This window comes from Thermus thalpophilus (assembly GCF_022760915.1).
Taxonomy (GTDB): domain Bacteria; phylum Deinococcota; class Deinococci; order Deinococcales; family Thermaceae; genus Thermus; species Thermus thalpophilus.
The window spans coordinates 1-18,904 of sequence record NZ_JAKTNS010000038.1 but is presented as its reverse complement, the minus strand read 5'-3'; the positions used below and the strand labels follow the sequence as shown (position 1 = coordinate 18,904).

The 18,904-nt window shown below is 63.8% G+C and carries 20 protein-coding genes and 1 pseudogene; 14 read left to right on the top strand and 7 right to left on the bottom strand.

Going from position 1 to position 18,904, the window contains the following annotated elements; genetic code table 11:
* The first annotated feature begins 118 nt into the window (after positions 1–118).
* The gene (locus L0D17_RS11270; protein ID WP_243095384.1) at positions 119–1,675 is read left to right on the top strand and encodes an O-antigen ligase family protein; all 1,557 of its coding nucleotides are present in this window, start codon (positions 119–121) and stop codon (positions 1,673–1,675) included.
* Here the strand turns inward: L0D17_RS11270 and L0D17_RS11265 are convergent.
* Positions 1,598–2,944 carry an O-antigen ligase family protein gene (locus L0D17_RS11265; RefSeq protein WP_243095383.1) on the bottom strand — a complete coding sequence of 449 codons (1,347 nt, stop codon included), beginning with the start codon at positions 2,942–2,944 and terminating at the stop codon, positions 1,598–1,600. The genes L0D17_RS11270 and L0D17_RS11265 overlap by 78 nt on opposite strands.
* An 11-nt stretch (positions 2,945–2,955) precedes the next feature.
* Here L0D17_RS11265 and L0D17_RS11260 point away from each other — a divergent pair, with 11 nt between their 5' ends.
* The 7 genes from L0D17_RS11260 to rfbB all read left to right on the top strand — a co-directional run bounded on the left by L0D17_RS11260 (position 2,956) and on the right by rfbB (position 9,962).
* Complete coding sequence (locus tag L0D17_RS11260) at positions 2,956–4,275, top strand: sugar transferase (protein ID WP_243095381.1); 1,320 nt, start codon at positions 2,956–2,958, stop codon at positions 4,273–4,275.
* A 2-nt stretch (positions 4,276–4,277) separates the two neighbouring features.
* The gene (locus L0D17_RS11255; protein ID WP_243095393.1) at positions 4,278–5,126 is read left to right on the top strand and encodes a class I SAM-dependent methyltransferase; all 849 of its coding nucleotides are present in this window, start codon (positions 4,278–4,280) and stop codon (positions 5,124–5,126) included.
* 166 nt (positions 5,127–5,292) lie between these two features.
* The gene (locus tag L0D17_RS11250) at positions 5,293–6,309 is read left to right on the top strand and encodes a glycosyltransferase (RefSeq protein WP_243095379.1); all 1,017 of its coding nucleotides are present in this window, start codon (positions 5,293–5,295) and stop codon (positions 6,307–6,309) included.
* Positions 6,306–7,376 (top strand): glucose-1-phosphate thymidylyltransferase, encoded by a 1,071-nt coding sequence (locus L0D17_RS11245; RefSeq protein WP_243095377.1) that lies wholly within the window; start codon positions 6,306–6,308, stop codon positions 7,374–7,376. Before L0D17_RS11250 ends, L0D17_RS11245 begins: the two co-directional genes overlap by 4 nt.
* Positions 7,373–8,098 (top strand): SDR family oxidoreductase, encoded by a 726-nt coding sequence (locus tag L0D17_RS11240; RefSeq protein ID WP_243095375.1) that lies wholly within the window; start codon positions 7,373–7,375, stop codon positions 8,096–8,098. The genes L0D17_RS11245 and L0D17_RS11240 overlap by 4 nt, the downstream gene beginning before the upstream one ends.
* A gap of 302 nt (positions 8,099–8,400) precedes the next feature.
* Complete coding sequence (locus L0D17_RS11230) at positions 8,401–8,940, top strand: dTDP-4-dehydrorhamnose 3,5-epimerase family protein (protein ID WP_243095374.1); 540 nt, start codon at positions 8,401–8,403, stop codon at positions 8,938–8,940.
* On the top strand, positions 8,937–9,962 hold the full coding sequence (gene rfbB, locus L0D17_RS11225; RefSeq protein ID WP_243095373.1) for a dTDP-glucose 4,6-dehydratase: 1,026 nt from the start codon (positions 8,937–8,939) through the stop codon (positions 9,960–9,962). The genes L0D17_RS11230 and rfbB overlap by 4 nt, the downstream gene beginning before the upstream one ends.
* Before the next feature lie 368 nt (positions 9,963–10,330).
* On the opposite strand, the gene L0D17_RS11220 is transcribed toward rfbB, so the two are convergent.
* The 3 genes from L0D17_RS11220 to L0D17_RS11210 are packed head-to-tail and all read right to left on the bottom strand — an operon-like array spanning position 10,331 to position 13,711.
* Entirely contained in the window at positions 10,331–11,713 is a 1,383-nt protein-coding gene (locus L0D17_RS11220) for an oligosaccharide flippase family protein (RefSeq protein ID WP_243095371.1), read from the bottom strand.
* Between the two features lie 11 nt (positions 11,714–11,724).
* Positions 11,725–12,675 carry a glycosyltransferase family 2 protein gene (locus L0D17_RS11215; protein ID WP_243095369.1) on the bottom strand — a complete coding sequence of 317 codons (951 nt, stop codon included), beginning with the start codon at positions 12,673–12,675 and terminating at the stop codon, positions 11,725–11,727.
* A gap of 10 nt (positions 12,676–12,685) precedes the next feature.
* Positions 12,686–13,711 carry a glycosyltransferase gene (locus L0D17_RS11210; RefSeq protein ID WP_243095367.1) on the bottom strand — a complete coding sequence of 342 codons (1,026 nt, stop codon included), beginning with the start codon at positions 13,709–13,711 and terminating at the stop codon, positions 12,686–12,688.
* 100 nt (positions 13,712–13,811) lie between these two features.
* On the opposite strand from L0D17_RS11210, the gene L0D17_RS11205 reads away from it, so the two are divergent.
* The 5 genes from L0D17_RS11205 to L0D17_RS11185 all read left to right on the top strand — a co-directional run bounded on the left by L0D17_RS11205 (position 13,812) and on the right by L0D17_RS11185 (position 15,523).
* Entirely contained in the window at positions 13,812–14,144 is a 333-nt protein-coding gene (locus L0D17_RS11205) for a glycosyltransferase (RefSeq protein ID WP_243095365.1), read from the top strand.
* Positions 14,145–14,245: 101 nt separating this feature from the next.
* Positions 14,246–14,539, top strand: coding sequence for a DUF1640 domain-containing protein (locus L0D17_RS11200; protein WP_243095363.1), 294 nt, complete (start codon positions 14,246–14,248; stop codon positions 14,537–14,539).
* Positions 14,540–14,563: 24 nt separating this feature from the next.
* A complete protein-coding gene (locus L0D17_RS11195; RefSeq protein WP_243095362.1) occupies positions 14,564–14,764 on the top strand; it encodes a DUF2281 domain-containing protein in 201 nt (66 codons plus the stop codon).
* Positions 14,761–15,108, top strand: coding sequence for a type II toxin-antitoxin system PemK/MazF family toxin (locus L0D17_RS11190; RefSeq protein WP_243095360.1), 348 nt, complete (start codon positions 14,761–14,763; stop codon positions 15,106–15,108). Before L0D17_RS11195 ends, L0D17_RS11190 begins: the two co-directional genes overlap by 4 nt.
* A gap of 40 nt (positions 15,109–15,148) precedes the next feature.
* Positions 15,149–15,523, top strand: coding sequence for a DUF1640 domain-containing protein (locus L0D17_RS11185; protein ID WP_243095358.1), 375 nt, complete (start codon positions 15,149–15,151; stop codon positions 15,521–15,523).
* A gap of 3 nt (positions 15,524–15,526) precedes the next feature.
* On the opposite strand, the gene L0D17_RS11180 is transcribed toward L0D17_RS11185, so the two are convergent.
* Positions 15,527–15,967, bottom strand: coding sequence for a YbjN domain-containing protein (locus L0D17_RS11180; protein WP_243095386.1), 441 nt, complete (start codon positions 15,965–15,967; stop codon positions 15,527–15,529).
* A 43-nt stretch (positions 15,968–16,010) separates the two neighbouring features.
* Positions 16,011–17,123, bottom strand: coding sequence for an NAD(P)/FAD-dependent oxidoreductase (locus L0D17_RS11175; RefSeq protein ID WP_243095357.1), 1,113 nt, complete (start codon positions 17,121–17,123; stop codon positions 16,011–16,013).
* A 60-nt stretch (positions 17,124–17,183) separates the two neighbouring features.
* Between L0D17_RS11175 and icd the strand changes: the two genes are divergently transcribed.
* Positions 17,184–18,461 (top strand): NADP-dependent isocitrate dehydrogenase, encoded by a 1,278-nt coding sequence (icd, locus tag L0D17_RS11170; protein WP_243095355.1) that lies wholly within the window; start codon positions 17,184–17,186, stop codon positions 18,459–18,461.
* Here icd and L0D17_RS11165 read toward each other — a convergent pair.
* Positions 18,462–18,904 (bottom strand): annotated as a pseudogene (locus L0D17_RS11165) (hypothetical protein); the annotation flags it as partial.

The following is an 18,904-nucleotide window of genomic DNA, read 5'->3' as shown; positions in this document are numbered from 1 at the left end:
GAGCTGGGGGGCAGGTGGTTCGTCCTCAACCTGGCTCCCCATCACGAGACCGCGGTGCGCCTCCTGGGGGCCGGGCGATATCACCTGCTGGAGTGAAGGGGGTGCGGAATGTGGGTGGGTGTTCCCCATACTTGTATGCCTTTTAGCCTTCTTCTATCTCTGGCACCAGCCCTACCACGCGTTCACCCCCCCCGTTCTCGCTCCCCACGCCGTGGCGGGTCTTGCCCTACTCATCGGCCTCCATCAGGGCCCTTCCGCCTTGGCCTGGGCCTGGTGGGGCTGGGGGCTTCTGAGCCTCCTCTGGAGCCTGGCCCCGGGGCACACCCTAGTGGCCTCCTTGTGGGAGCTCTGGGCCTTGGTGGCCCTAGCGGCGGGGCGGTGGCGCTTGGGCGTTCTAATCCTTTTAGCCCTTCTCCTCCTGGACGGGCTCTACACCGCCTTGGCCCTTTGGCAGGCGGGCCTTGTGAGCTACGTTTCCGGCTCCCACCACTACCTCCTGGGTGCCTTGGCCCTGGGGGCGCTTCCCCTTTTCCTCGCCCGGGCGGGCCGGGTCGAGGCCTATGGGGTAGCAAGCTTCCTCCTGGCGGTCCTCGCCTTTTACGCCGCCCTCATCTCCGGGGCGCGGGCGGTCTATCTGCCCCTCCTTTTGCTCCTGCCCTCGGCCCTCCTCCTTCTGGCCCGGGAAGCGGGCTGGAGGAGCCTCCTCCTTTTTCTCGCCCTTGGTGCCGGAGTGGTCCTCCTGGAAGGGGTGGTGCCCGGAAACGCCCTCCTGAACGCCCTGACCTACAAACTGGCCCTCACCCAGGCGGAGGCCCAAGGGGAAAGCCCCGGGCAAGGAACCCCGGCCATGGGCAACGTGGAAGCCCGGCTCCACATGTGGCGCCTCGCCCTGCGCCTGGCTCTGGACCACCCCCTAGGCGTGGGCAACGGGGCCTACAGCCAGGTTTTTGAGGCCTACATGGACTACCCGGGCCTTCCTGGGGTCTGGTCCCGTAGCCCCCACAACCACTTCTTGGAAACCCTGGCCACGGGGGGCTGGCCCCGTTTCATCCTCCTCCTGGCCTTGCTCCTTCCTTCCCTGCAGGGCTTGGGCCGCCAGGACTGGCCCTGGTCCTTGGCCGTCCTGGGGCTTTGGACCCCCATGCTCTTTGACGTGAGCGGCTACTACCCAGGCTACCTGGCCCTAGCCTTCCTCCTCCTGGGCGCCTTCCCCCAGCCCGCCGCCCCCCGGACCTTGGGCGTCGCGGGCCTCCTGGCCGCATCCCTTGCCACCCTCTACTGGTTCTGGCCCTGCCAGGGAGCAGCCTGTGCCCGGCAACACCTCTACTTTCCCCAAGACACGGCCAAGGCCGTGCTTCAGGCTTCCCGAGAGGAGGCCGCGCGCCTCCTGGCCGAAGCCCAGCGGCGCTACCCCCTATCCCCCTGGCCCCTGACCCTAGCCTGGGAGCACACCCAAGACCCTGAGGAACGCCTCCTTCTCTCCCGGGAGCTCGCCCGGCGCTTCCCCAACGCCCGGGAAAGCTTCTACCTCCTCTGGGCGCAAAGCGCCCTGGGGGCGGGCAAGCCCGAGGAGGCCCAGCGGGCCCTGCGCGAGGGGCTACGCCGCTTCCCCAGCTCCCATCGCCTTCGGGAGCTCCTGGCCCCGCAAGCCCCCGGCCAGACCCGCCCCCCATAGGGCCCAGATGGCCCCTTCCCCCTCGGGAATGGCGAACCAGAAGAGGAAGAAGAGGTGCACGGCCAAAAGCCCGGTGGCGGCGGGAGATAGTTGGCTTAGCCCTTTTAGGCCCCAATAGAGGAGCCCTAGGTACAAGGCCAGACCCACAAGCCCCCACTTGAGCCCCACCTCCAGGAACTGGTTGTGGGCGCGGAAGCTGTAAACCCGAAGAACCCTGAGGCTTCCATCCGGGTTGCGCAACAAAAAAACCGGATCCCCCCCCGGAGCCCGGCCCACCTCCACCAAGCTCGCTCCCGGACCCGCAAACTCCGCACGGATAAAGGCCTCCAGGTCCTGCCAGGACAGGTAACTGGCCCAGCGGTGCTCAAAAACCCCTCCGCCGAAGCCGAAAAGGGGCCGGTCCGCTATCCCCCCCAAAGCGGCCTTCCAGTAGTACAGGCGGGTGAAGAGGCTCCCCGGGTCCGCCACCTTCCGCACCGCCCCACCCCCTTCGGCTCCCATGGCGGCCAAGCGCACCGCTCCCATCCCTACCCCCACCCCTAGGGCCAGGACAAGGACCGCCCTCAGGCCCCACCGTGGCGCCCGAAAAAGGGCGAGAATCCCCAACAAGGCCAAGGCCAAAAGCCCCGCCCGGTTGTAGGCCAAACCCACCCCCATGGCCCCCAGGAAGAGGAGGCCAGGGCTCCTGAGGCCCAGGGCCACCCCGGCGGTAAGGACGAAGTAGCCCGCCAGGTGCCCCTTTTGGGGAAAGGTCACCACGGGTAAGTCGCCAGGAGAGGCTAGAGGGTAAAAAAGCGGGCGGCCCGTGCGCACCTCCAACAAGGCCAGAAGGGCCAAAAGCCCGCCCCCCAAGGCGAGCCCTAAGGCCAAGCGCCTGGCGGTCCCCGGGTCCTCCCGGGTGCGCAGGTACACAAGGAGGGCCACGGCCAGCATCAAGAGCCCCCAACCGAGCCCATCGGTGTAGTCGGCTACCGAGCCCGTGAGGGCCACGGCCCGCTCCGGGGATAAGAGGGCGGCCAAAGCCATGGCACCCGCCAGGGCCAGGAGGAGGGCCAAGGGCGGCTGTTCCCGGAGGCGCCGGGGCAAGGCGAGGAGGTGGCCAAGGTGGGTATGGGGATGGGCCAGCATCTCCAGGAAGGCCCCCAAGAGGACGAAAAGGAGGACGAAGCCATGTTTGGCCAGGGCCACGGCAGGGTGGGTGGGAAGCCAGGGCAGAACCACGAAGGGGTAGAGAAAGGCGAAGACAGGCCAAAGCCACCGGAGTATCATGGAACCATAATATGGCCACCCTCCGGGAAGACCGCGTCGCCGCCTATCCCCGCCCGGGCCTCACGGCGTTCCTCCTCCTCCTTTCCGACCTCTTTGCCCTCCTTTTGGCCTGGGCCTTGGCCCTCGCCTTTCGGGGGGCCACGGGGGGCACCATTGACCCCCTCCTCTACCTCCGCCTCCTCCCCGCCCTTGTGGTCTTCCCCCTCCTCTACGGGGGGTTTGGCCTCTACCCCGCCTTGGGCCTCCACCCCGCCCTGGAGCTGAAGCGCCTTTCCACCGCCACCGCCTTGGGCTTCCTCCTCCTCGCCGCTGGGGCCTTCCTCAGCAAGAGCGGTCCCCTCTACTCCCGGGCCTCCTTCCTCCTGGCCTTCCTCCTCGCCCTCCTCCTCGTCCCCCTGGGGCGGGCCCTTCTCCGCCACCTCTTCGCCCGGAGGCCCTGGTGGGGGGGCGGGGTGGTCCTCGCCGGGGAAGGAAAGGAAGGGGTGAGAAGGCTTCTCCTGGAAGCCCCCGTTTTGGGCCTCAAGCCCGTTTCCTCCCCCCAAGGGGCCTACGCCCTGGTGGTGACGGGAAGCCTCCCGGAGGAGGAAGCCCTGGCCCTCTCGGAGCGCTTCCCCCGCATCCTGGTCCTGCCCCCTTTGGACCACGGCCTCCTCTTCGCCGAGGTGCGGGACCTCGGGGGGGTGGGGGCGCTGGAGGTGCGCCAGAACCTCCTCCTGCCTGGCAACCTGCGCTTGAAGCGCCTTCTGGACCTCCTCGTGGGCGGGGCGCTCTTCCTCGCCTTCCTCCTCCTCCTTCCCCCCACCGCCCTCGCCATCCTCCTGGAGGATGGCCCCCCCGTCTTCTTCCGCCACGAGCGGGTGGGGAAGGGCGGGAGGCGCTTTTTCGCCCTTAAGTTCCGCACCATGCGCAAGGACGCCGAGGAGGTCTTGAAGCGCCACCTGGAGGAAAGCCCGGAAGCCAAGGCCCTTTGGGAGCGGGAGCGAAAGCTCAAGGACGACCCCCGGGTGACCCGGGTGGGGCGGTGGCTCAGGCGCCTCTCCCTGGACGAGCTTCCCCAGGCGGTGAACGTCCTCAAGGGGGAGATGAGCCTGGTGGGGCCGAGGCCCGTGACCGAGGAGGAACTCGCCCGCTACAAAGACGCCCTGCCCCTCTACCTCAAGGTGCGCCCGGGCCTCACGGGCCTCTGGCAGGTTTCCGGGCGGAACCACCTCCCCTATGAAAGGCGGGTGGCCCTGGACCGCTACTACGTGCAGAACTGGTCCGTGTGGCTGGACCTTTACCTCCTGGCGAGGACCGTTTGCGTGACGATAACGGGAAAGGGGGCTTGGTAAACGTGAAGAACCTTTTCAAAGGGTTGAGGCGCATTAGAAAGGCCGTGGGAGAATTGCCAGACCTTCTTAAGGGGCTCGCACGCCTCCCGCTACGGGGTGGCGAAAAGCTCCGCATCCTCTATTACCTGGCCCAGTATTACCTAAAGCACGGGAGGCATGAAAGGGAGTTCTGGGAAAGGGTTGGTCAGGTAGCCAAACAACATCCTGGCTTTCCCTTAGGGGGATGGCCTCCCTCGTATTTTCCTGGGCTTATCTATGCCCTCATTCGCACCAAACGCCCCTCGCTGGTCGTGGAAACGGGAGTGGCGGCGGGTAGGTCGAGCGGGGCCATTCTTCTGGGCCTGCACCACAACGGATGGGGACGGTTGATTTCCATCGACCTGCCCCGTCGAGGGGACGCTTCAGCGGCCTTGGCCGACCTCTCCCAGCCGCATATACCCCAAGGGCTGGAGGTTGGCTGGAGCGTGCCGGAAAGCCTTCGCTACCGATGGGACCTCCGTCTTGGAGATGCAAAAGAACTCTTGCCCCCTCTTCTTGCCGAGCTGGGCGGTATAGATTGCTTCCTCCACGACAGCTTGCACACAGAAGAGCATGTTCGCTTCGAGCTGGAAACAGCCTACCCCTATCTTCGTCCCGGTGGGCTTTTAATGGCCGACGACGTCCGGGAAGTACCCGATGCACCTGGAACCCTGGCCTTCCAACGATTTTGCGAAGAGAAGGGGCTTCGCTTTGGTTTGTTTTTGGGACGTTTCGCCGTCGCGCAAAAACCATTCTCTCCTCAGGGGAAGGAGGCTGAGCGTCAGCCGCCGACGACTAAAACTGCCGACTTGCCGGGAGGGGGAGGTGCGTGAGCTTGTTGCCCAGCACGAGGGCTGGTTGACCGCAACCCAAGCCCTTGGAGCCTGCTCGGGGGTCAGCGCCTCCTCTCGCACTAGGGTGGGCTGGAGGGCAGAGCGGAGGGCGGGGATTCGTGCAAAGAGCGCCTAGCATTCCGGAAAGGAGGTGAGGGCGCATTCTATGAAACCTAAAACGGCCGATATCTGGGGAGTGATCGTCACCTACGGGAACCGTTTCCCCCTAGTAGAGCGTGCGGCACAGAGTACCTTGAAGGCGGGCGTGGGCAAGGTGGTGGTGGTGGACAACGGCTCTCCCCCAGAGAACGCCACCCAGCTTGCCGCCTTCTGCCAAAGGGAAACGCATTGCCACCTGGTCCGCCTCGAGGAAAACCTGGGCTCCGCCGGCGGCTACGCCCGGGGCATCGAGGAAGCCTACCGGAACGGGGCTGAGTTCATTTGGCTCTTAGACGACGACAACTGCCCCGAGCCCGATGCGCTCGAGCAAATCCTCCGGGCGTACGCCTATCTGGGCAACGATCCCGCTCACCTCATCCTAGCCCTGCGGGAAAGCCAGGTCGGCATGGTCAAGGCGTACCAATACGGCAACGTGCCCGTCATACAACCAGGGAGCTTCCTTGGCTTTGACCTCCTTACCAAAGTAAGAAAGGCTTTCAGGCGGCTTTTTGGCCATCGGTCCGCCCCCCCACAGAGTTTTCCCCTCTTGCGCATCCAGGCTGCTCCTTATGGGGGGCTCTTCCTTCACCGAAGTTGGGTGGAGCGGGTGGGGCTTCCCAACCCCGAGTTCGTTGTTTACGAGGACGACACCGAGTACACCCTGCGCATCCTGCAGGCAGGGGGACGCATCTACCTGGCAGGATGCGCCCGCGTGTCCGACCTAGAGAGCCAGTGGCATCGGCGAGGGGCTTTCTCCTGGGCTTCCCCGGATAGCAGGGAAGACCTCGTCTACTACCGGGCGCGAAACCTGGTCAGCTTAGAACGAAGCATAGCAAACCCCTCCTTGCGCTACTGGACCAACGCCTTCCTCTACCTGGGCTGGCTCAGCCTGGTGGCCCTCTATACGCACCGCAATCCGGCAAGGGCTTGGAGGCGGCTCCGCCTCTTTCTACGGGCGGTTCAGGACGGCTGGAAAGGGCACTTGGGAAAAACCCTCCCCCTGGACCCAGGAGGTCGGCGATGAAGGGGCTCATCCTTTCAGGAGGTAAAGGCACCCGCCTGCGCCCCCTCACCTTTACCCGGGCGAAGCAACTGATTCCCGTAGGCAACAGGCCCGTTCTTTTTTACGCCGTGGAGGACTTGGCGGCGGTGGGAATCCGGGAAATCGGGGTGGTGATCAGCCCGGAAACGGGCCAAGAGGTCCAGGCGGCCTTGGGGGACGGTAGCCGCTTCGGCGTTCGCTTCACCTTCATCCTCCAGGAAGCTCCGCTGGGCTTGGCCCACGCCGTGAAGGTGGCCCGCCCCTTTCTCGGCGATGAAGCCTTCGTGATGTACCTGGGCGACAATATCCTCTCGGGGGGCATCGGCCACCTCCTCCAGGCGTATCGGGCGCAGGAAGCGGACGGGGCCATCCTCCTTACCCCCGTGGAGGATCCCCGAGCTTTCGGTGTAGCTGTGCTGGACGAAACAGGACGGGTGGTGCGCCTGGTGGAGAAGCCCGCCGATCCCCCTTCCCACCTGGCCCTGGTGGGGGTTTACCTCTTACCCCCGGAGGTCCACCAAGTCATAGACACCTTGTCTCCCTCCGCCAGGGGTGAGTATGAGATCACCGAGGCCATCCAAGGACTGGTGGACCAGGGCAAACGGATCCTGGCGTTGCAAGTGGAGGGGTGGTGGAAGGACACAGGCAAGCCAGAAGACCTCCTGGACGCCAACCGTCTGGTCCTCTCCCGTCTGAAACGCAAGGTGGAAGGCGAGGTGGTAGAAAGCCACCTGGTGGGCGAGGTGGTGGTGGAGCGAGGGGCGAAGGTGGTGCGGTCTACCCTGCGGGGCCCCGTGCATGTGGCCGCAGGAGCGGTGGTGGAGGACAGCTACGTGGGGCCCTACACCTCCATCGGTCGGGAAGCCGTGGTGCGCCGGAGCGAGCTGGAGTACTCTATCCTTCTAGACGGGGCGGAGGTCGTGGACCTCCCATATCGGCTGGACGCCTCCTTGCTGGGCATGGGAGCAATGGTAAGCGGAGGCCGAAGCGATCCCCGCCCCCACACGCTCCAGTTGGTCCTGGGGGACAAAAGTCGGGTGCGCCTATGAGGCTCTTGCTTACGGGGGGCACGGGAAGGCTAGGTCAGGAGTTGGTCAAGCTCCTGCCAGGGGTGGTGGCCCCACCTAGGGCGGAACTGGACATCACCCGCCCCGAAACGGTAGAGGCGGTTTTCGCCCGGTACTGCCCCGAGGTGGTGGTCCACGCCGCCGCCTACACCGATGTGGCCAGCGCCGAGCGGGAACGGGCGCTTTGCTGGCAGATTAACGTGGAGGGGACGAAAAACCTGGTGGAGGCGGCTTGGAGAAGGAAAGTCTTCTTCATCCACATCTCCACGGACTACGTGTTCGAGGGGACCCGGGGAATGTACCGGGAAGACGACACGCCCGGCCCCGTGCGCAACTACTACGCCCTCACCAAACTGGTGGCGGAAAGCTTGGTCCGCCTCCTGCCCCGCCATCTGGTCATCCGCACCAGCTTCCGTCCCAACACCTGGCCTTATCCCGTGGCCTTCACGGACCTCTACACCAGCCAGGACTACCTCGATGTCATCGCCCCCGAGATCGCCTTGGCCATCCTGCGCCACGAGGACATCCCTTACACGACCCTGCATATCGCCACGGAACGCAAGAGCGCCTACGATCTCGCCCGAAGGCGCAACCCTCATGTCCGCCCAGGAAGCCGCCTAGAGGCAGACGTGGCGCTTCCTGAGGACATCTCCCTGGACACAAGCCGCTGGCAGAGGTTGAAGGAGGAATGGGGCAAGCCGTAAACTACCCTAACCAAGCGCTAAAGCGTTTTAGTTAGGGCTTTCCGAGGGAGGACGATGCGGATAAGACACCCTCAACGCATGGTTGCACCCCTGGGCGGACAACCGCACCGCATCCTCCAGCGCCTTGGCCTGTTCGGAGGAGGGCTTGAGGGTGCAACGGAGCGTGAGGGTCTGCATAAGCGCAGTATGGCATACCACGCAAAGGAGGTGAGTGGGTACCGCCGCCATTCGGCGGCCTGGGGCCATCCATCCCTGACCGAACCGAGGTTCGGTGGGGGTTTCTCGCCCCAGACCCCAAGACGATGAAAATACCGTTGGACCCAGAAGCAGGCAAGGCGCTGACCTTCCAGCGCTACGAACCGGGACAAACCATCGCTGGGGTTTTTCGCCATCCCTTGCGCAAGCACCGGGCCATAGAGGGTTGGTTCATGGAGCTGGCGCGCCTAGAAAACGGGGAGGTACTGGGGCTTCCGCTTCCCTTTTCCGTCAAGCAAGCCTCCTTGTCCTACGCCACCCCAGGCCGGATCAACGCCTTCCACATCCACCCCAAGGTGGTACAGGACGAGCTATGGTGCGTGGTTCAGGGAACGTTGCTGGTCTGGCTGGTGGATCTACGCATGGGCTCTCCCACCTTGGGTGTCCGACAGCGGGTCGTCCTCTCAGGAGAGGAGCCGGAATTCCTGCACATCCCCAGCGGAGTGGCCCACGGGTATAAGGCTTCCCCCGAAGGGGCCCTTCTCCTCTACCTCATGAACAGCCAATTCAACCCCCAGGACCCCAACGAGGGGCGTCTTCCCTGGGACTACTTCGGAGCCGAATTGTGGCAGGAGGACCGCGGATGAAGTTTCGGAGCGTGTTGATTACTGGCGGTGCGGGCTTCATCGGCTCCAACTATGTGCGCTACGCCCTGCACCACCACCCCGAGTGGCGGGTAGTAGTGCTGGACAAGCTCACCTATGCGGGCAACCTCGAGAACCTCGCCGATGTCCTGCACCGGATCGAGTTCCATCACGGGGATATCGCTGACCCCAAAGCGGTTCGCAGGGCCATGGCCGGTGTGGAGGCGGTGCTGAACTTTGCGGCCGAAAGCCACGTGGACCGCTCTCTTCTGGACCCCAGGCCCTTCGTGCGCACCAATGTGGAGGGAACGTTGGTCCTCCTGGAAGAAGCGCGTAGGGCGGGGGTGTGCCGCTTCCTCCAGGTATCTACGGACGAGGTGTATGGCGACCTCTCCCCTACCGACCGTTGGGCCAAGGAAGAGGACCCCCTCCGCCCCCGCTCCCCTTACGCCGCTTCCAAGGCGGCTGCCGAACACTTTGTCCTGGCCTACGGCGAATCCCATGGGCTGGAGGCGGTGATCACCCGTGGCTCTAACACCTACGGCCCTTACCAATATCCCGAGAAGATCATTCCCCTCTTTGTCACCAACGCCTTGGAGAACAAGCCCCTCCCGGTTTATGGGAATGGGAGCGCCGTCCGGGACTACCTGCATGTGGAAGACCATTGCGCTGGCATCGACCTCATCCTTCATCAGGGGAAGGCGGGACGGGCGTACAACCTGGGTGCCCGGCTCCAGGTGTCGGGCCTGGAGGTGGCGCAACGCATCTTGGAAATTCTGGGCAAGCCCGAAAGCCTCATCCGGTTTGTCCCAGACCGCCCAGGCCACGACTACCGTTACGCCATCGACCCCTCTGAAGCCGAGGCTTTGGGTTGGCAACGGCGCTGGAGCTTTGAGGACGGTCTGCGCCAGACCGTAGCCTGGTACGCCAACAACCAAGGCTGGTGGCGCAGGCTCAAGGAAACACCCCAGTTTTGGGCCCTCGAGCGCCAAGTCTACAGCCAGGGATGGCGGAGGGAGCCCTGATGCTTAAGGAAACCTTTCTCGCCCCCCAAGGAAAAGTGGCCCACAAGTGGCCCCTCTACCTGCGGGCGTATGAGGAGCTTTTTGCCCCGTACCGAAACCAAGAAATCGCAATCTGGAGATTTGGCCCAAATATTTCCGTAATGCTGTTCAGATTATCGGTATTGACGTGGATTTTCGGTGCGGTGGGCTCAGCTTCCAGGATGAGCGCATGGTCGTAGTCTAGTGGTGGGAAAGGAAGCCCCAATCACGGGGCCCCTGATTGGGATTTCGCCGTCAGAGGTTTTCCAGGCACAAATGGACTGCACCTTTAGGCGCGTGATCCGAAGGCTTCGGAAGGAAAGCGGCTGGTCGCTTCGGGTTAGCCTTGCTTAGCCCTTGGCCGTTTGCCACGCTCGTCGCAAGTGGCTCCACGTCGGCCAAGACATGGGCGCTACGAGCCAGAGAAGTAGGGGAAGAAGGGCCCCAGCCCCCAAGTAGGGGTAGGAGAAGGTAAGGGCGATGGTTGCGGTCCAGCCCCAGGCGAGGCGGTACGAGGGGCGACCCAGAAGGACTATCAGCCTGCGATGGAGCGGGACAAAAGCCGCCAGCGCAAGGACCTCTCCGAAAGCGAAACCCAAGAGGCCCAGGCGGGGGAGGAAAAGGAGTTGCCCCCCAAGGGAGAGGAAAAGCTGAAGAAGCGAGGTCCGGGCCACTTCCCCTCCCCTCCCTAGAGCATGAAGGGTGGCCGTCTCTAGGAGAAAGGGCGCTCCAGCTAGGTAGGCCAGGCTCAGCACGAGGAAAAGTTCCCACACCGCCCTCCAATCGGAACCCAGCACCCAAGGGGCGAAGACTGGCATGAGGAAGTAAAGCAACGAAAGCCCACCCCCTAAGGCCAGGGCTTGCAAAAGAGCGCCTTCTTCCAGGGCTTGGCGAAGGCGGGGCCTTTCTTCTTGAAGGCGGCTAAAAGCGGCGAGGGACACCCGCAAGACCACCACACGGAGGAAGGCCCCATATTCCACCAGGCGCACAGTAATGGCCACCAATCCCCCCGCCTCGGGGCCTAAGAAGCGGTGGGCCAAGGCCAGCGCCAGCGGTAGGCGAGGGTAGGCGATCCACCCCGGTAGAGCTTGGCTCAGGCCGCCCCGGAGAAGTTCTCCCAGACAGCTTTGGTCAAGGGTAAGGGAAGGGACATAGCCCGCCTTGGCCCAAAGAAACCCTCCTAGGACGACTTGGTGGGCAACGAACCCCGCAATGGGAGCGTAGACACCGAAACCCGTATGGGCTAGGCATACGGCAAGAAGGAAGCCCACGACTTGCGAGAGGTTTTCGCCGAACGCCACGGGACCGTAGCTCATCCGGCGCTCCAGAAGCGACCCGGGTATCACGGATAGGAGCTGGGCCGCAGGTACAGCGTAGAGGACAAAGAGGGGAATGAAGTATTTGTGGGGGAGGCGGGCGAGTTGAAGAGTTCCCCAGGCGAGCGGCCACGCCAAGCCCAGGGCGACAAGGGCGGCGAGGATGAGATAGGCAAAAGCCACATCCAAGTGCTTCTTCTCCAGGTCCGGCCTCTGTAAAAGGTGGATGCTCAAGCCCATTTGGAGGAGCAAGAAGAGAAACTGTCCCCCCAGTTGCCCGAGCGTAAAAACGCCGTAGGCCTCGGGTCCGATGGCCGGCACCACCCATAGGAAGCTTAAGGCGGCTAGGGCCAGCGCCAGCCCTTGGCGCAGGGAAAGAACCGCCACGGAGCGGAGTACCCGCTTGCGTAGCCCCACGGCTTTCCAGCTTAACCTTTTTCCGCTGAAGTGAGGGGTGTTCTCCAATAGGCTGGATTGAGGCTGAGCAGAGGTTTGAATCGGGGCGGGAGCAGGGCTTCTGCTCTTCCCAAACGGTAGCCTGCGTACCTAAGCGCTGAGCGGAGTAGGGCCTCGGGAATCAGAAGAGGATTGCGCCTTAAGAGATAAGCGATTTCCGAACGGACATAGCGCAACCCCTCGCCCTCAGGCTTTCCGATGCGCTGGAGTAGCCAAGCTTCCTGGGCGTGGAAAGCTCCCACATCAAAGTAGCGCCGGAGTTCCTGTGCCAGGGTATAGGCGTGGGAGTGGTAAACCCAGGCTTCGGCTTGATAGGCGATCTTCCAGCCGCTTAAAAGAAGCTTGGCCCCCACCACGGCGTCTTCTCCCATGACGATGCGGCGGGGGAACCCCCCCACCGCTTCCAAGGCACGCCTCCGGTAGGCGGCAAAACTGTTAGAAAGGAAAGCCGCCTTGAGCCCCCTGCCTGCGATAGCCGAAAAATCGCGGACCTCAGAAACGCTAGGGTAGTTGAAAAGTCGCGCATGGGCTTCAATGGGGTTGGCTCCAGGACGAGGAACCTGGCGTCCATAAGCCGCCCCTACGGATGCGTCTTGGAAGGCTCCAAGAAGCTTTTCCAGGGCATCGGGCGACGCCAAAACGGCGTCTTGGGTCATAAAAACTAAGAAATCCGCCTCCCGCATATGCTCAAGGGCGAATTGGCGTACCCCTCCATGGTCGAAAGCTTCGGGAGACATGCGGATCACCTGGAACCCATAACGTTGCGCCAAGTCTGGGGTGCCGTCCTCGGAGGAGGAATCCACAACTAAAAGATTTCCGGGGCGAAGCGTTTGTTGCTCCAACGCCTCCAAGAAACGCCGGAACACCACACCCCCATTGCGAGTGGGCACGAAAAGCCCTACTTCCTTTGCCATCCTTGCCATACGCTACAGTTTAGGGAAGGTGCCCCAGACGGTTGCGCAAGCCATCTCTAACTGCCCGAATATAAAGCCGCAACCGCCTTACGAAAAAGGGCCACGGTAGGCGTTTCTTGATAGCGCCGAGAAAGAAGAAAACAAAGAAGAGGGCAACGTGCGCCAGGTAGAGAGGCAAAATCGTGGCGCGTTTCCGCCCAAGCCAGGCGGCGTTGCGCAGAATGTAATACAAACGGGTTTCGCTCGCCTGGGGGGAAAACCACGGGCTGGCATCTCCTTCATTCCAAGAGGGGGTCAAGTCCCTTATGAGGGAGAAAGCGCAGAGGTAAAGTTTGCCCCCCTTCTCCGCAAACCGCAGGGAGTACTCAATGTCGTCCATGTAGAGGTACAGGGCCTCGTTGGGCAAACCCACCCGTTCTACCCAGGTCCTGTGGAAGAAGAGCCCCCCGTAAGTAGCCGTGGGTACGGGAACGAGGGGGAAGCGAACGCTATCCGGGGCGAAAGCCGTCCACGCTCTCGGGCGGTGAAAAAAGCGACTTAGAAGCTGGGGTAAGGTGGCGATATGAATTGTCATGAAGGCGTTGGGGCGAAGTTGCTCCTCCTTTGCAGAAACCAAAATCCTCGCTTGCGAGCTTTGCCCTAGGCGGAAGCTCGACAGGACGTTCAAGGGATTGGAGCCCAGGTAGGCGTAAGCAAGGGCTAACCGTTCCAAGGCGAAGGTGTCCGGTAAGTTATCGTCATCCAGAAGCCAAAGAAACTCCGCTCCCGCCTCAAAGGCGTACTGAATACCCCGGGCAAACCCCCCCGCTGAACCCAGGTTCTCAGGTTGCCGAAGAAGAACCACCCGACTTCCCATATGAGATGCGAACTCTCGCAAAGCTTCGGCGCTTGTGTGTTCGGAAGCATTGTCCACAATCACCACCCTGTCTACCCCCGCTTTGAGGGCTCCTTCAACTACCCGTTGCACTAGGGAAAAGCGGTCGCCGTAGGTTACGGTGACCGCAAAAACTGGGCGGATAGCTAACATGTCCTTCGCAAGAATCATCGCCCCATGATAGAGCATGAGCGTTGCGGTTTCCTTAAACCCTTACACCCCGCTGGCCTGATGTTCGGATAGCGGGAGGCGCGGGCCGTCCTTCCCGCCCTTGGATCTCCTCCTCCTCACCTCGGCCTACGAGGGGCTTCCCTACGTCCTTTTGGAAGCCTTCGCCTTGGGCCTCCCCGTGGTGAGCGCCCCCACCCCTGGCCTAGGAGCGTGGCTGAGGGAGGCGGGGCTGGCCCACGTGGCGGAGGGAGCCAGGCCCGAGAGCCTGGCGCAAGCCATGGAAGCCGCCTTGGCCTCGGGCCGCTTGGGAGAAGGGGCAAACGAACGGGGTTTGGCTTGGGCAAGGGCACACGGCTTGGAGGCCATGAGGGAAGCGACCCTTGACCTCTATCTAGGCGCAGGGCTTCGTACATCCCCCTTTTCGTCTAACTAGACGTGGACAAAGCAACGCTTCCGATCACAGGGGTTCGCCCCCCCAAACGATCTCCCTACTTCGGCACCTAGCGTTCAGCCTCCCGTGCTACCCTAAAGGCAATGACCACGGAGGAGCGCCTCTACAAGCTGGAAGGCATCGTGGAAGGGGTCATGGCTACCCTCCCGGACCGGGTTTCCTCCCTGGAGCACCGCATGGACCTCCTCAGGCAAGAGGTGAAAGCGGAGATCGCAGGTCTGAAGCAGGAGATGCGGGAGGACATCGCCCGGCTGGACGCCAAGATAGATGCCCTGCGCCAAGAGGTGAAGGCTGAGATCAACACCGCCCTGAACCGCCTCATGCTCTACTTCACCGCCTTAGCCGCCGCCCTCGCCCTCCTTACCCTCCTTCGCTAGCCCCAGAGGTAAACTGGAAGGGCCATGGCGGTGAAGGAAGAGGTGCTCCTCCTCCTGGAGAGGATGCCCGAATCGCTCCAGAAAGAGGTTGCGGACTTCGCTCGGTTTCTCCTTGAGAAAAAGCTAGGAGAGGAGCTTTCCTGGCAAACCCTCAGCCTCATCCAGGCGGTAAGGGACCTGCCGGAGGAAGACTACACCGAGGCCGACCTTAAGGAGCGCTGGTGAACCCCGGCGTCCTCGCCTTGCTTCGCTTTCCCCACACCGACCTCTCCCCCGGGAAACCGAGGCCCGTCCTCCTTCTCGCCGCCACCCCCGGCCCTTACTCCGACTGGCTCGTGGCCATGGTGTCCAGCCAACTGGACCAGGCGGTTCCGGACCTAGACGAGGTGATCTTAGAAAACGATCCCGACTTCCCCGAAACCGGCCTGAAGCGGGCCAGCGTGGTGCGCCTGAGCCGTCTGGCCGTGGTGGACAAGAGCCTTCTCTTGGGCAAATTGGGCGCCGTAAGCCCCGAACGCCTGCGCCGCATGCAAATCCGGCTATGCCAGTGGATATCCGGGGTCTCCTGACATCCTGCACGACACCCCCCACCGTGCTACCCTAAAGGCAATGACCACGGAGGAGCGCCTCTACAAGCTGGAGGGCATCGTGGAGGGGGTCATGGCCACCCTCCCGGACCGAGTATCCTCCCTGGAGCACCGCATGGACCTCCTCAGACAAGAAGTCAAAGCGGAAATCTCGGGCCTCCGCCAAGAGATGAAGGAGGAAATCGCCAGCCTGCGCCAAGAGATGAAGGAGGAAATCGCGGGCCTGCGCCAAGAGATGAAGGAGGAAATCGCAAGCCTGCGCCGGGAGATGCAAGGGGAAATCACTAGCCTGCGCCAGGAGATGAAGGCCGAGATCAACACCGCCCTGAACCGCCTCATGCTCTACTTCACCGCCCTGGCGGCCGCTTTGGCGCTCCTCACCCTCTTCGCCCGCTAGGCCTCAAGGGCTAAAGCCGATATGGTCCATGAAATCGGGAAGGATCTCCTGGGCGAAGAGGCGTAAAAAGGCCGTAACCGCCCCCAGACTTACCCCACCCGTGAGGTCCAGGTCGGACTCCACCCAAAGGTCCCCCTCTTCGTCCACGTAGGCGCGGCTGAAGCGGCGCTCCCGGTTCCAAGCGTTCACGAGGTCAAGGGAAGGGGTCTCCTCTAAGGAAAACCCAGCGCTTAGGCTCAGGACCCCGCACCGCTCCTCTTGGCAAAAGTCCAGGTAGAGCCAGACCTTCTTAAGCCCCGCCATCTCCAGGCGGTACTCCCCTGGGCCTTGGCGCTCGTGAGGGATTTCCGCCCCCTTCAGCACCGCTTCCAGCTCCTTTTCCGTGAGGCCCTTCACCACCCCCTGGCCCAAGGCCAGGCCCAACCCCAATAACACCCAAGCCATTCTGCGCACGGCAAACCCCTTTCCGCCTTAAGGCCCCTCCATGCTACACGATGCCCCGCTCCCGCAAAAAGCGGCCTTCCCGGAAGCGCTGGGGGCGGAAGGGGCTTAGGTCCAAGCTCTTCGCCTTTCCATAGGCCACCTCCTCCGCCATGAGCCGGCCCACCATGGCCGCCTGCTGCACCCCGTGGCCGGAAAACCCCGCCGCCACCAGAAGCCCCTCCTCCACGTAGCCCAGGATGGGGTTGGCGTCCGGGGTCATCTCGTAGTAGCCGAACCAGCTGGCCTTCCGGTCCAACGCCAGGCCCTCCAGGAAGGGGAAGCGGAAAAGGCCCGCCTCCAAGGTTGGTCCAAGCCAGGCCCAGTCCACCCCCTCCCGGAAGCCCGGGGGCTCGTCCGGGTTGGAGCGGCCGAAAAGAAGCCTTTCCCCCTCGGGGCGGAAGTAAAAGCCGGTGGCGAGGTCAATGGTGAGGGGGTAGGTGGGGGCGTGCCCTAAGGGCGCAGTGGCGTAGACCATCCGCCGCGCGGGGTGGACGGGAAGGTCCACCCCGAGCCGCCTCCCCACCTCCCCCGTCCAAGCCCCGGTGCAGAGGAGCAGGTAGGGGGCCTCGTACCGCCCCAAGGGGGTCTCCACCCGCCACACCCCCCCTTCCCGTCTGGCGGAAAGGAACGCCTCCCCAAAGCGCACCTCCACCCCAAGCCGCCGGGCCTCCCGCAGGTAAAAGCCCGTGGCCCCGTGGGGGTCAATGACCCCGTCCATGGGCCCGAAGGTGGCGAAGGCCAGGCCCTCCTCCCGGAAGGGCACGAAGCCCCTCGCCTCCGCCAGGCTCAGCCGCCGCACGGGCACCCCAAGGGCCTGCTGCGTCTTCAAGGCCTCCTCCTGGGCTTCCTTCAGGGCCTCCGGCACCAGGAAGAGGTAGCCGATGGGGCGGTAGCGGGCCTCCGCCATTTCCCGGTACTCCCGAATGGAGTGGTAGGAGAGGAGGACGTTCAAGGGCTCGGAGAACTGCACCCTAACCCCGCCCGCGCTCTTCCCCGTGGACCCCTGGGCGAAGGTGGCCTCCTTCTCCAGGACCAAGACCCTTAGCCCCGCCTCGGCCAGCCTGTAGGCGCAGGCCGCCCCCACGATCCCCGCCCCCACCACGATGGCCTCGGGCATAGGAAGAGTCTAGGACACTTTTCCCCTGGGCTAGCGGTATGCTAGGGCCCGGAGGTAGCCATGGGCTACAAGCACATTCGGATCCCGGAAGACGGCGAGCGGATCACCATCCAAAACGGCACGCTCCAGGTGCCGGACCGGCCCATCATCGGCTTTATTGAAGGGGACGGCACCGGGCCCGACATCTGGAGAGCGGCCAAGCCCGTCCTGGACGCCGCCGTGGCCAAGGCCTACGGGGGCAGGCGCCAGATCGCCTGGGCCGAGATCTACGCCGGGGAGAGGGCCAACCAGGTCTACGGGGAACCCATCTGGCTTCCCGAGGAAACCCTGGAGTTCATCCGGGAGTACCTGGTGGCCATCAAGGGGCCCCTGACCACTCCGGTGGGGGGCGGGATCCGCTCCATCAACGTGGCCTTAAGGCAGGAGCTGGACCTCTACGCCTGCGTGCGCCCCGTGCGCTGGTTCCAAGGGGTGCCGAGCCCGGTGAAGCACCCGGAGCTCGTGAACATGGTCATCTTCCGGGAGAACACCGAGGACATCTACGCTGGGATTGAGTGGCCGGCGGGGAGCGAGGAGGTGAAGAAGGTCCTGGACTTCCTAAAGCGGGAGTTCCCCAAGGCCTACGCCAAGATCCGCTTCCCGGACACCTCGGGCATCGGCCTCAAGCCCGTGTCCAAGGAGGGGACGGAACGCCTGGTGGCGGCGGCCATTGACTACGCCATTAAGGAGGACCTGCCCAGCGTCACCCTGGTGCACAAGGGCAACATCATGAAGTTCACGGAAGGGGCCTTCCGGGAGTGGGGCTACGCCCTGGCCCGAGAGCGGTACGGGGCGGTGCCTCTGGAGGGCGGCCCGTGGCACGTGCTCAAAAACCCCAGGACGGGCCGGGAGATCGTCATCAAGGACATGATCGCCGACAACTTCCTGCAGCAGATCCTCCTGAGGCCGGATGAGTACTCGGTAATCGCCACGCTCAACCTCAACGGGGACTACATCTCCGACGCCCTGGCGGCCCAGGTGGGCGGGATCGGCATCGCCCCTGGGGCCAACATCAACTACCAGACGGGACACGCCGTGTTTGAGGCCACCCACGGCACCGCCCCCAAGTACGCCAATCAGGACAAGGTGAACCCCAGTAGCGTCATCCTCTCGGGGGAGATGATGCTCCGCTACCTGGGCTGGAACGAGGCGGCGGACCTGATCCTCGCCGCCATGGAGCGCACCATCGCCAAGGGGCTCGTGACCTACGACTTCCACCGCCTCCTGGTGGCGGAGGGCAAGCCCGCCACCTTGCTCAAGACGAGCGAGTTCGGGCGGGCCCTCATTGAGCACATGTAGCTAGACCAGGGCAAACCGGGCCTCCAGGCCCGCCAGGTCCGCCTCCAGGAAGCGGAGGCGGGCCTCGGCGTTTGGGGGAAGGGGCTTGGGCAAGGCCACCTGGGCGGAAAGGCCGAGCTCGGGGAGGAGGAAAACCCCCTGCCCGCCCCGCCTTTCCACCAAAACCCCCACCCCTTCGTACCCCTTCTCCTTGAGGTACAGGAGGGTCCAGTGGAGCTTGCTCTTGCGCTCCGCCTCCCGCACCAGGTCGGCCACCGCCTCCGCCGCCCCCACCCGCTCCAGGAGTTCCGCTTGGGAAAGGGGCCTCTCCCCCTTGAGCCAGGCCCTTAGTTGCTGGTGGGCCACCAGGTCCAGGTAGCGCCTCAAGGGGCTCGTCACCTGGGCGTAGAGCCCACATTCCGCACCCCCTTCACTCCAGCAGGTAATATCGCCCGGCCCCCAGG